Source organism: Mesorhizobium sp. M0051 (genome assembly GCF_040323235.1).
GTDB lineage: Bacteria > Pseudomonadota > Alphaproteobacteria > Rhizobiales > Rhizobiaceae > Mesorhizobium.
Window position 1 is genome coordinate 40,569 of the sequence record NZ_JAMYUT010000004.1, and the last position, 12,801, is coordinate 53,369.

General features: G+C 62.3%; 8 protein-coding genes and 1 pseudogene. 3 read left to right on the top strand and 6 right to left on the bottom strand.

Translation table 11 applies throughout. The annotated features are described in order from the left end of the window. Window positions 1-31: 31 nt before the first annotated feature. Window positions 32-1,018, top strand: a complete 987-nt coding sequence (gene dhaK, locus NKJ90_RS05660) for a dihydroxyacetone kinase subunit DhaK (RefSeq protein WP_023761517.1) — start codon at window positions 32-34, stop codon at window positions 1,016-1,018. Between the two features lie 562 nt (window positions 1,019-1,580). Continuing rightward, window positions 1,581-3,488 carry a propionyl-CoA synthetase gene (locus NKJ90_RS05665; protein WP_352485782.1) on the top strand — a complete coding sequence of 636 codons (1,908 nt, stop codon included), beginning with the start codon at window positions 1,581-1,583 and terminating at the stop codon, window positions 3,486-3,488. A 190-nt stretch (window positions 3,489-3,678) separates the two neighbouring features. On the opposite strand, the gene NKJ90_RS05670 is transcribed toward NKJ90_RS05665, so the two are convergent. The 6 genes from NKJ90_RS05670 to NKJ90_RS05695 form a co-directional block, all read right to left on the bottom strand. Next, window positions 3,679-6,066, bottom strand: coding sequence for a polysaccharide biosynthesis tyrosine autokinase (locus NKJ90_RS05670; protein WP_023761515.1), 2,388 nt, complete (start codon window positions 6,064-6,066; stop codon window positions 3,679-3,681). A 238-nt stretch (window positions 6,067-6,304) separates the two neighbouring features. Next, window positions 6,305-7,201 carry a UTP--glucose-1-phosphate uridylyltransferase gene (locus NKJ90_RS05675; protein ID WP_023761513.1) on the bottom strand — a complete coding sequence of 299 codons (897 nt, stop codon included), beginning with the start codon at window positions 7,199-7,201 and terminating at the stop codon, window positions 6,305-6,307. A 73-nt stretch (window positions 7,202-7,274) separates the two neighbouring features. Continuing rightward, window positions 7,275-8,225: a glycosyltransferase family 2 protein gene (locus tag NKJ90_RS05680; protein ID WP_023761512.1), complete on the bottom strand. Its 951-nt coding sequence runs from the start codon at window positions 8,223-8,225 to the stop codon at window positions 7,275-7,277. Then, on the bottom strand, window positions 8,215-9,165 hold the full coding sequence (locus NKJ90_RS05685; protein WP_023761511.1) for a glycosyltransferase family 2 protein: 951 nt from the start codon (window positions 9,163-9,165) through the stop codon (window positions 8,215-8,217). Before NKJ90_RS05685 ends, NKJ90_RS05680 begins: the two co-directional genes overlap by 11 nt. Beyond that, window positions 9,165-10,160 (bottom strand): glycosyltransferase family 2 protein, encoded by a 996-nt coding sequence (locus NKJ90_RS05690; RefSeq protein WP_023761510.1) that lies wholly within the window; start codon window positions 10,158-10,160, stop codon window positions 9,165-9,167. Before NKJ90_RS05690 ends, NKJ90_RS05685 begins: the two co-directional genes overlap by 1 nt. Window positions 10,161-10,200: 40 nt before the next feature. Continuing rightward, a complete protein-coding gene (locus tag NKJ90_RS05695; RefSeq protein ID WP_023761509.1) occupies window positions 10,201-11,373 on the bottom strand; it encodes a glycosyltransferase in 1,173 nt (390 codons plus the stop codon). 292 nt (window positions 11,374-11,665) lie between these two features. On the opposite strand from NKJ90_RS05695, the pseudogene NKJ90_RS05700 reads away from it, so the two are divergent. Next, a pseudogene (locus NKJ90_RS05700) lies at window positions 11,666-12,715 on the top strand (polysaccharide pyruvyl transferase family protein); the annotation flags it as partial. Between the last annotated feature and the right edge of the window lie 86 nt (window positions 12,716-12,801).

A 12,801-nucleotide genomic window follows, 5' to 3' on the forward strand; every position in this document is an offset into this window, starting at 1 on the left:
TCTATCTGGCCTATTTCGGGAGGAGACGGCCGTGAAGAAATTCATGAACTCGGTGGACACGGTGCTGACCGAGAGCCTCGACGGTTTCGTGGCCGCCCATGCCGACATCCTCGTGCTTGGCGACGAGCATAAATTCATTCGCCGGAAGATCTTGCGGCCGGGCAAGGTGGCGCTGATTTCTGGCGGCGGCTCGGGCCATGAGCCGCTGCATGGCGGCTTTGTCGGTCACGGCATGCTGGACGCCGCCTGCCCCGGCCAGGTGTTCACCTCGCCGACACCGGACCAGATGCTGGCGGCGGCGGAAGCCGTCGACACCGGCGCCGGCTGCCTGTTCATCGTCAAGAACTACGAGGGCGACGTGATGAACTTCGACATGGCGGCCGAGATGTCGGAAGGCATCCAGCAGATCGTGATCAATGACGATGTCGCCGTCGAGAATTCTTCTTATACGACGGGCCGGCGCGGCGTCGCCGGTACGTTGGTGGTGGAAAAAATCGTCGGCGCGGCGGGCGAGCATGGCCTAGCGCTGGCGCCACTGAAGGCGCTAGGCGACCGCGTCAACGCCGCCACCCGCTCGATGGGCGTGGCGCTGACCAGTTGCACGGTGCCGGCGGCGGGCAAGCCGACTTTCGACATCGGCGACGGCGAGATGGAATTCGGTGTCGGCATCCATGGCGAGCCCGGACGCCGGCGCGACACGTTGAAAAGCGCCGATGCTATCGCGCAGGAGATTTGTGCCGCAATCCTGGGCGATCTCGGCGACAGGGCGAAAGGCCCGGCGCTGCTGTTCGTCAATGGCTTCGGCGGCACACCGCTGATGGAACTCTATCTGATGTACAACAGCGCGCGGACGATTTTCGAGGCGCACGGCGTGACGGTGACCCGTTCGCTGGTCGGCTCCTACGTCACCTCGCTCGACATGGCCGGCTGCTCGATCACACTCACCATGCTCGACGACGAGACGACCGCATTCTGGGACGCGCCGGTGCACACGGCCGCGTTGCGCTGGGGCATGTAAAGCTGGCTAACACCCAGCTTTTCTGCAACTATCCCGGACAATCCCTTTAGCCGCAACATTGTTCGGGTTGATGCTGCCATCTCTCACGCACCCGAAGAAAAGCTGCTGCTGCGTCAGACCGGAATCGTCCTAGAAATAGTCATCAAGGCGAGGCGACAAGCAACTGACTGACCGGCTCGACCATTGCTTTTCTTCCGTAGAGTAAGGTAAAACCTGCCTGGGTCTTGGGGAGATGGCGTATGCGTTACAATTGGGAGCGGGCTCCGACGAGCTTCGAACGTCACAGAAAAGCACTGGCGACGGTTATTTTGACCGCTGGCGGCATTGGCCTTATGCTTGTGGCCCTGCCGATCTAGAGCAACTTGCTTTCACCAAGCGGATTCCGCCTGTCAGGGCGCTGCGTGTTGGCGCGGCTGACCGGTCACGGCAATAAGGCGGCGGTCGCGGCCCTTGATAGCGCCTCCCCCAGCTCAAAATGTCATCAGCACAACAGCGTGCATTTGCGGCCAAGGATAGAGCGCGCTATCTGGAGGGTTGAAAATCATTCCTGGGGAGGAGCCGGATGACTTCACGCTATCACGAGGTCTATGAGGGCTGGAAACGCGACCCGGAACAATTCTGGGCGGATGCGGCCCGCGCCATCGACTGGTATTCGCCCTATGACAAGGTGTTCGATGCCTCTGCCGGCGTCTATGGCCGCTGGTTTGCCGGCGCCACTTGCAACACCTGCTACAACGCCATCGACCGCCATGTGGCGGGCGGACGCGCCGACCAGATCGCGCTGATCCATGACAGCGCCATCACCGGTACGGTCAAGAAGTTCACCTATGCCGAACTCAAGCGCGAGGTGGTCGCACTCACCTCGGTGCTGAAGAACCGCGGCATCGGCAAGGGCGACCGCGTCATCATCTACATGCCGATGGTGGCGGAGGCAGCCATGGCCATGCTTGCCTGTGCCCGCATCGGCGCGGTGCATTCCGTGGTGTTCGGCGGCTTTGCCTCGCATGAGCTTGCCACCCGCATCGACGATGCCAGACCGAAGCTGATCATTTCCGCTTCCTGCGGCCTGGAGCCGGGTCGCGTCGTCGCCTACAAGCCGCTGCTCGACAAGGCGATAGAGATCTCCCGCCATAAGCCGGACGCCTGCCTGATCCTGCAGCGCGACCAGCTGCGCTGCGACCTCAAGGAGCATTTCGACATCGACTACGCCGATGCCGTCGCCCGCGAACGGGCAGCGGGCGCCAATGTCGATTGCGTGCCGGTGTTTGCCACCGACCCGCTCTACATCATCTACGCATCGGGCACGACCGGCCAGCCAAAGGGCATCGTGCGCGACAATGGCGGCCACATGGTCGCGCTGAAATGGACGATGGAAAACGAGTTCGGCGTCAAGCCGGGCGAGGTGTTCTGGGCTGCATCCGATGTCGGCTGGGTGGTCGGGCATTCCTATATCGTCTACGGGCCGCTGCTGCATGGCTGCACCAGCATCCTGTTCGAGGGCAAGCCTGTCGGCACGCCCGATGCCGGCACCTACTGGCGGGTGATATCGGAATATGGCGTCGTAGCGCTTTTCACCGCTCCGACCGCATTCCGCGCCATCAAGGGGCAGGATCCGAAGGGCGAGTTCATCGCGAAATACGATTTGTCGAAATTCCGCACGCTGTTCCTTGCCGGCGAGCGCGCCGACCCGGAAACCATCAAATGGGCGGAGCAGAAGCTGAACGTGCCGGTGATCGATCATTGGTGGCAAACCGAGACCGGCTCGCCGATGACGATCAATCCCGCCGGCCTCGGCCTGCTGCCGGTGAAATACGGCTCGCCGGGCGTGCCTATGCCCGGCTACGACATTCGCGTGCTCGACGATGCGGGCCACGAGGTGCCGCGCGGCACGCTGGGCAATGTGGTGGTCAAGCTGCCGCTGCCGGCCGGCTGCCTGCCGACGCTGTGGAACGCCGACCAACGCTTCCGCCAAGCCTATCTCGACGAGTTCCCCGGCTTCTACAAGACGGCGGATGCCGGCATGGTCGACGAGGACGGCTATCTCTACGTCATGGCCCGCACCGACGACATCATCAATGTCGCCGGCCACCGGCTGTCGACCGGCGCCATGGAGGAGGTGCTTTCGGCCCATCCCGATGTCGCCGAATGCGCGGTCATCGGCATTGCCGATGCGATGAAGGGGCAGGTCCCGCTCGGCTTCGTGGTGCTGAATGCGGGCGTGACGCGCGATATCGGCCTGATCGAAGGTGAAGTGGTCGGCCTGGTGCGCGAACGCATCGGCCCGGTCGCCGCCTTCAAGACGGTGGTGACGATCAAGCGCCTGCCCAAGACGCGCTCGGGCAAGATCCTGCGCGGCACCATGCAAAAGATCGCCGACAAGGAAGAATGGGCGATGCCGGCGACGATCGACGATCCGGTCATTCTCGACGAGATCTCCGCCGCCCTGAAGGCGCGCGGGATCGGCCTTTGAGCGCTGAAGCGGTTTACTTGTCGCGCGGCTTTTCCCGATCGGCGGGCAGTCTTTTATTGTGCACGGAGAATGCACTCTACACGATCCACGACGTTGTCGGCGCGGCCATGCTTGGGTGGCGATCGTCCGCGCCAGAGCGTCCAGTCGCGATGAACGGAACGCGGCCGGTCTTGCCCTGGCAGCGGTCAAATCAGACCGGTGCCTTGCCGCGCACCTCCGACTTTTCCAGATAGTAGGTCGAGTATTTGTCGAAGAATTTCTCCGAGCCGCCGAACGACCCGTATTTGGCCAGCTTCTTCAGGTCGACCTTGTTCAGCACCGCGCCGACGATCTTGTTGGCGACGTAGGGTTCGGATTCCAGCATCGACCTGACCATTGCGCGCGGCGTGCTCCCCCATTCGGTGACGAGCACAAAACCGTCGACCAGCGGCGCGAAGGCCTTGGCATCGACCACAGGTCCGAGCGGCGGCAGATCGACGACTATGTATTCGAATGTCTCCTTGGCGTTCTCGACAAAACGCCGCATGCCCGCCGAGGAGAGAAGTTCGCTCGTATGTGAGAAGTTGCCGCGCAGCGCTGCCGGGATGATCGCCAGCTTCGTCTGCCTGTCGATCTTGCCGACGGACTGCCAGGTCAGGCCGTTGACCACCGCCTCCATCAAGCCCTGCTCGGCTTCCATGCCAAGGCCCCGGCTGAGGCCGGGATTGCGCATGTCACCGTCGATCAGCAAGGTCTTGGCACCGTTGGTGGCAAGCAGGCCGGCGAGATTGGCCGCGACCGTCGACTTGCCCTCGCCGGGGAGCACCGAGATGATGCCGATGACACGGCTGCCTTGCCCTTCCAATACGACGTCGAAGGCGATCTTGGCGCTGCGCAGCGTCTCGGAGAACATCGAGGCCGGCGAATCGATGCTGACCCGCATGCGCGCCCGTTTTTCTGCAGCCGACAGCGATTTGGCGGTCTTGGCATCCACCTGGGTCTCGCCCGGCTTTTCTTCCTTGCCGAGTTTGCCGCCGATCATCGGCAGATAGCCGAGGAATTTCAGGCCGACGCGGTCGCGTACATCCTCGCCGGTCCTGAAGAACCGTTCGTTGAACTCGTTCAGGCCACCGAAGCCGGCGCCCATCAGCATGCCAAGAACCAGCGAAAGTCCAAGCACGACAATTGTGCGCGGGCTTGACGCGCTAAGCGGCATCGAAGCGTCCGAGATGATACGGATCTTGCCGACCGGGAAGGATTGCTGCTGTGCGGCTTCCTCATAACGGCCGAGGAATGTCTGATAGAGCGTGGTGAGCGCCGTCGCCTGCTGATCGAGTTCACGCAGCTTGACTTGCGTCTGGTTATCGACCGAGCTCTTGCCTTGTGCGGCCGCTACGTTGGCCCTGAGCGCGGTCTCGCGCGTCTGCGCCACCTCATATTCGTTGCGATAGCTTTCGGTCAGCTGCTTCAGTTCGCCGAAAATCTGGGTCGAGATGTCGGCCTTTTCCTTGGCGAGCGCAACCGCCTGTGGATGCTCGGGACCGAAATTCGCCTCGACGTCCTGCAGCCGCTTGGACACCGCCAGGTAGCGGGTCTTAAGCGCCGCGATGACCGAACTGCTCGGCTGGTCGCTCGATATGGCGGCGTCCTTGAAGGCGTTGTCGGAACCGCTGTCGACAATCGCCTTGTACTGCTGGTAGCGGGCGCTGGCGCGCGCGGTGTCGGCCTGCGCCACGATGAGCTGCGCATTGAGATCGGAGAGCTGCTTGTCGCTCATCAGCTGGCCATCGCTGTTGGCGGCGAGCCCGTGTTCGGCCCTGAATTTCTCAACGGCGAGCGAGGCTGCCTGGGAACTCTGGCGCAGTTCCGTCAATCGACCCTGCAGCCAGACCGCCGCCCGCTCGGTGGCGTCGAAGCTGGCATCGAGCTGATCGGCGAGATAGGCCTCGGCATAGGCTTTGGTGACCGCGTTTGCGAGGGCCGGATCCGTCGCCTGGTAACCTAGGGTGATGACGAAGCTTCGCCCGACGCGCTCCGCCTGCACCTCGCTTTGCAGCTTGAGGATTGCGTAGTCACGACGCGACGTCGCCATCAGCGCGTCGCGGGCGGCGGGGTCGAGCTTACTGATGTCGCCAACACCCGGCATGGAAGGACTGGGGCGGACATACTGGATCACGCTTCGGACGAAACCAACGCCCTTCGCCAGAGCCGATATGGGCGGATTCATGAACGCATCATTCTGGTCGAGCTTCAGCTTGTCGACGACGACCGAAGCAAGCCGCGTCGAGGTCAGGATTTCGATCTGGCTCAGGATGGCGGAATCGGTCTGCATGGTTGTCGACGCCGCCGAAATGTCGTCGACGATCTTGTTCAAGCCCTCGTCGATCAGCACGCTCGCGTACGACTGATATTTGGGCGGCGTGGTCTGCAAATAGAGCACGCCCAGGAAAAGGCCAATGACAGCGCACACGGCAACCACCTTGGCCTGCCGCGCAGCCATGCCAAGCAGCCGCTCGATATCGATGAAGTCTTCGCCGTCTCCTGCGTCGGAATTCGGCAATGGCATCCTCTTGTCGAGAGGAAAGTTGGCATAGTTCATCTTCGGTCCAATTCTAGAGCCGGTCCCATTCCGATTGATCGCAATGGGCTCTATCTCACTATTTGAACATGATCTTTTCCGGAAACCGGGACCCACTTTCCGGGATCATGCTTTGGCTTGCAGGCGCCGCCAGGATCGGGAGCGTTTGCGCAAAAGCGACGCAAACTTCGTGCCAGACAGCGCTGGGCCTATAGCCCCGCGCCATCCACCATCTGAAAATGCTCCCAAAACATGGGCATTATGCGGCTTCTTCCTGACGTTCATGCGACCGGACGAACTCCTGAAGCATCTCGAAAACCGGGCCCTTCATGTCGTCGCGCGCGAGCGCGAAGGCGATGTTGGCCTGGATGAACCCTTCCTTGGAACCGCAGTCGAACATGCGCCCCTTGAAAGGCTGGGCGAAGAACGGCTGATCCTTCGACAGACGCACCATGGCGTCCGTCAGCTGGATCTCGTTGCCGGCGCCGCGCTGCTGATTGCCCAGAAGCGCGAAGATCTCGGGCTGCAGGATGTAGCGGCCGTTGATGTAGAAATTCGACGGCGCGTTGGCCGGCGCCGGCTTTTCGACCATCGCCGTCACCTCGAAGCCACTGCCGATCTCGGCGCCGCGGCCAACGATGCCGTATTTGTTGGTCTCGGCCGGTTCGCAACGCTCGACGGCGATGACATTGCCGCCGGTGCGCTCATAAAGGTCGACGGTTTCGGCGAGGCATCCGCGCCCGCCAAAGGAGACCATGTCCGGCAGCAGCAAGGCGAAGGGCTCGTTGCCGATGACTTCGCGCGCGCACCAGACGGCATGGCCGAGGCCTTGCGGCGATTGCTGGCGGATGAAGCTGGTGGCGCCGGCCACCGGCAAGAGGCTTTCCAGCGACTGCAACTGCGTCTTCTTGCCGGTCTGTTCCAGGGTTCCGATCAGTTCCGGATGGAGGTCGAAATAGTCCTCGATTACCGCCTTGTTGCGACCGGTCACGAACACGATGTGCTCGATGCCGGCCTCGAAGGCCTCGTCCACCGCATATTGCACGACGGGTCTATCAACGACAGGAAGCATTTCCTTCGGCATCGATTTGGTCGCCGGCAGGAACCGTGTTCCAAGCCCCGCCACCGGTATGACGGCCTTCCTGATTTTCTTCATCGCAAATTCCTTCTGAGGAGATCGACTTCAGTCCATTCACAGGCCACGAAAAACTCTCCATGTGCCTGCATCTTCACCTGCCCACCCCAACGGCAAACTGCGCCGCCATTCTTCGCAACCGCACGGCGATCGGCATGCCCATATGCCTGACCGCCGCCGGGTCGCCGAGTGCTGTCAGGATCGCCTTGAATGGCGACCGCGCCTTGATGTGCCGAACCATCGACAGGAATGAGGCGGCCGTGCGCAGGCTGCGGCCGCGCCGGGCGAACGCGGCCTGCGCGGCGTCATCCATCTGATGAGTTTGAGCGAACACGGCATCTGCCCTGTGCATCGCTTCGATATGGTGAAGCTCGAGCACACGGGAGATGGAGCCGCTGCGGATATGATAGGCATAGCCGATATCAGGTTCGACGACGCATTTGCCGCCCATGGCCAAGGCGTTGGCCAGGAGGATGTAGTCTTCCCCGATGATCAGTTTTTCATCGTAGCGAAGCCCGTTCTCGTTCAGGAACTCGCGCTGGAAGATCGGCTTGAGATAGCCGAGATTGAACTTAGATTCGAAGAGGATGTTGCCGGCGATGTAAGTGGCCAGCGAAATTTCCCGCAAGCCTTCCAGATAGTGCCGCGGGAACATCGCGGCCTCGATGATACCGTCCTCGCGAATGACCTGGAGGTTGTCGACGGCGATCTGGGCGCCTGCACTCTCGGCACGCGCGATCATGGCGGCGAGCCGATTGGGAAAGACGGCGTCGTCGGAATCGAGAACCGCGATCCACCTGCCTCGGGCGGCGTCGAGGCCAGCATTCCTGGCCCCGCCAGGGCCGCGATTGCTGGCCAGAGCGACGACGCGGACGATATCCTGCGGATAGGCCCGCGCCACATCGAGCGTCGCGTCGCTCGACTTGTCGTCGACAACGATGATTTCGACGCTGACGTTGTTCTGGGCGATGGCGCCGGCGATCGCCCGGTCGAGGGTCGCCTCGGCGTTGAAGGCGGCAATCACGAAGCTCACATCAGGCTGCACGCTTGCCTCCCTCCTGTGGCGAAGGCTGACCGTAGAGCCGGATTTCGCGAATGCCGACCAGCCCACTGACGACGCCGACATGCATAATGCCGCGCAGCACGCTTCGGTTCCTTCGAACCGGACTGATGAGGACCGGAAGTGCCGAGGCGAAGCAATAGATGGCCTTCGCCGACGCCAGGCCGACCTGCTTGACCAGGCCGATGCCGCGCGCGTTGCGCCCCAGAAGATGGCCATGCGTCTGCCCGACGCGGAAGCGGCGGCGGCCGAGCCAGTCGAATGCCGCCCTTGTGCGCGGCACCACCTCGTCGACCCAGGCTTCCGGCGCAAAAGCGATGCGGCCGCCGGACTTGTGCATCTGGTCGAAGAACTCGGTGTCCTCGCCGCCGGTCTGGCCGCGCGCCAGGCTGAAGCGGCGGCCGCGCAGGCTCCCAGATCCCATCCGGAGCAGGACGTTGCAGGTGTAGCCGGTCTGGATCTCGCCGCGCACCCAGACGGGCAAGGTCGAATGGAAATCGCCGCGCCGCATCCAGTCCGGCGCATCCGGGCGATAGTGCGCCCTGACCGGGCCGAGCACAGCGGCGGCATCGCTTGCTTCAGCCATGGCGACCAGTTCGGCGAGCCATGCGGGCGTGGCCGTCTCGTCGTCATCGATGAAGGCGACGAAATCCGCAGTGCTGGCGTCGAGGCAGGCGTTGCGGGCGATCGAAATGTTACGCGCCGGAGCATGCTGATAGCGGATCGGCACCGTCAATTCCCGCGACAGCGCCGTCACCAGGTCGCGGGCGGTCGGGGCGTCGTCATTGTCGGCGACGACGATGCTGACATCGAACCCTTCAGGCATGTCCATGGCGTCGAGCGAGCGTAGCGTGTCGGCCAGTTCCGGCCGGCGGAACGTGCAGACGCCGACGTCAATGCTGCGCTTCTTGCCCTGCGCCGCCATCACGCCGCCTCGCGTCGCGACCCGAGGCCGAGAAGCTGCAGCCAGAAGCCGACCGACCAGCCAAGATGCATGACCATCGCCGAAACGCCGGCAAGCGCGATATCGGCATTGCGCTGGCGGATGGCCGTCGACAGGCCATAGAAGAGGCATACCGAAGCCCAGACCAGCAGCGGCACTGCCGCCAGCCAATACACAAAGGAGAAGGCGGCCAACAGCACGACCGGAAACACCAACAGCAGCACCATCTGCCGGACCTTTGGGATGACGCGATGCTTGAGGACGTTCTTGGCGCGGCCGCGGCCATAGCCGAGATACTGGAAATAGAGGCCGCTGAGCGAGGCGCGTGGATAGTAGACCATCTGCGTCTTGCCGCTCATCCAGATCTTGTAGCCGGCTTGTCTCAGCCGGTAATCGAGCTCGGCGTCCTCATTGTGACTGAACGTCTCGTCATAACCGCCGACTGCCTCGAAGGCCGATATCCGCATCAGTGCGTGATGGCCGTGGTCGATCCACTCTCCCCCCGAAAGATGCCGATGCTTCGAGCCGCCGGTGCCGAGCTTGGAATTCTGTGCCGCGGCGGCGGCCTTCTGCACGGTGCCGCTGCCGCTGGTCAGCATCGAAACGACAACCGAATCCGCCCCGGTGGCCAATGCCTCCTCGACCAGCCGGTCGCAATAGTCGTCGGGATAGCCGCCATGCGCATCGATGCGGATCAGATAGTCGGCGCCCTCGCCGAACGTGCCGACGGCGAGATTGATCGCCGCGCTCTGGATGCGTCGCTTATTGTTAAGCAGGACAACGCGCTGGTCCTTCGCAACGATATCCTTGACGATGGCCAGCGTGCCGTCGGTGCTGCCGCCGTCGGCGACAATGATCCGGGCGTCAAGCCTGGCTGCCGCGGGTCGCAATTGATCGAGCAGCGCGCCGATATGGGCGGCTTCGTTCAGGCACGGGATAACGATCAGGCTGGATGAAGGCTTTTCAGTCTGCGTCATCAACCTCTGTCCATCCTGCCACTGTCCATCTCTGCCCATCCTATGCCAATGCCTCGGCCGCAAAGGAGCCGGGCATGGCGGTCAGGCTGCGCAGCCGCTCGACGAGCGCCCGGCAATCGCTGCGATCGTAGCTCCAGGTCCTTGGGTTGCGGGCAAGAACACGCCCTTTCAGCCTGGCAAAGCGATGCTCCTCCATCTTGCCGAGTTCGGCTTCGAGCGCTTCGGGCGACGCCTGCGGCAACAACACACCGATATCCTGCTGTTTTAGGAACCGCCCGGTCTCGGTGTTGCCCATCGAGATCGGCACCGCGCCGAAACGGCAGCCCTCATAGAGCCGGTTTGGCAGAAGCCATTCGGAGTTCTGCCCGGCTTCGAAGAAATCGATTGCCCAGGAAAAATGGACTTCCTTGTAGATCGCCGCCATGTCCTCCGGGTTGCGGTAGGGCCCGCGAAACGACAGCCATGGCTCGGCTTCGACGAAGCCATGGAAATCCGGGAATTCGGACAAAGCCGGGCGGCCGCGCAGCACGACCTCGAAGCGTCCCTCCATTCGGCGGGAGAAATCGGCCAGCAACTCGAGCGAACGGCGGCAGCGCAGGGCGCCGAACCAGCCGATCCGCCACGGCGGGCCGGGCGGGCTCTCAACCGCTTCAGCATCGCCAGGCAAGACCGCCGCGACCTCGAAATACTTGTTTTCGACCAGCTCGATGGGTGCCGCGACCTGGCCGAACGGCTTGAAGTAATTGGCTATGAAGGCCGGCGAACTGGTAACCAGCAGCTTCACGTCCCTGGCCAAAAAGCGTTCGGTGGCGCGCAGCGCCTTGCCCAGGACATCGTTGCGCAGCACCAGGCGATGAATATCGAGGCACTCGTATACGATCGGAACCGACGCACCTAAGGCTGACCTCGCGCGGCGGGCGAGCGCCAGCATTTCCAGGTTGCGCGCGATGATGAGATCGGGCCTCGGCACTCCGGCAAGCTTCGAGCCCATCGATAACGTCGCCTTGGCGACCGCCGCGAGGCGCTGGCCGAATCGCCCGTCACGCGTCGCGCCAAGGTCGATCGGCCGCAATCCCTCGACATCCGCTATCGGAGTCGTGGTGCGACGGAAGCCGGCCAAGGTGACCTGGGCCCCACCTGCCCTGAGCATCGTAATCCTTCGGCGCACTGCCGGGTCGGAAACGTCGTGCACAAGGTACAAGACATGCAGCATGAAAACTCGACCGCTGTTGGCCCACCCATAGGAATCCTAGTACAGGTCTTGCTGCATCGCAACATTTTTGGTGCAACGATCCACCTTTTCTGTTGCACTGCAAAATTGAGGCGTTAATCTCGGGCTAGCTTTTAGCGCCACTCGGACCGTGCGGTTGGTCACCTGGTGCGGCGCCCTAAATCGTGACGCGGAGCGCATCGGGATCGTCCTGGCGTGCAGCATTTTTCGGTCACCCCCGTCTTAAGCACCGCTGGCCTGGCCGCGGAATCTGCTGACGATATGAGGTAATTCCATGAAGATCGTGGTCGAAAACACAGTCTGCCTGAACACCGGGGATGCAGCGATTTTGCTAGCGATCCGGCACATCCTAAAGGCAGTCGCCGGGAGCGACCTGCAATTCTTCATCTTCGACAGCCAGCCCGAGGTCGCGGCGAGGCTTTACCCGCAAAGGGATTATCCGGACCTTGAATTTCACAAGCTGCTGTCGGAGTCCCTTTTCCGGTATAAGAATGGCGATGGACTGAAGAACTGGATCAAGCCGATCTACAACAAAATTGTCCTTCAGGCCCTGCGGTGGTTCGGGAGCAGCGCGATTGGCGCTTTCTTCAGCCGGAGTGACCGTCGCAGCCTCGATATCTACACTGGCGCCGATCTCGTGGTCACGACAGGCGGGACCTATCTCGTCGAGAACTACAATCTCGAAAGACGTCTCAATCAGTTCCGGCTTGATGCCGTGCTCGGCAAGGATCCGGTCTTCTTCACGCAATCCCTCGGCCCGTTCAATAAAAGTTACAACCGCCAGGAACTGAGCCCGATCTTCGACCGCAGCCCGCTCATCCTGCTGCGTGACGAACGGTCCAGAAACCATATCCAGGATCTGGTGAAGGATTTCGGCAAATGCCACGTGGTGGCCGATGCCGTCTTCGCCCTTGCCGATACCGACAGGATCGAGAAAATTCTAGCCTCCGGTCAGCCGCCGGCGCCGACGGGCCGTGTCGCCATTTCCGTCCGCCACTGGAATTACGTCAGCGATGGCGAAGGCGGCATGCGCCGCTATCTCGATTCGATCCGCGAGATCGCGTCGATTCTCGTCAGGGACCACGGCAAGGAGGTGACGTTCGTCTCCACGTGTCAGGGGGTGTCGGAATACGCGCATGACGATTCCAAGACCGCGCGGGCGATCGTCGCCGAACTCGATCCGGAGATCGCCAAACATGTGACCGTAGATGCTGCGTTTCACACGCCGGAACAGTTGATGGCGCTGGTGAAAGGCTTCGACTTCGTGGTCGCCACGCGTATGCACATGATGATCATGTCGCTTTGTGTCGGCACGCCGGTGCTGCCAATCGCCTATGAGTTCAAGACCAAGGAAGTGGCCAAACGGATCGGTGTCGCCGACGTGCTGCTCGACATCGACACGGTAACGCC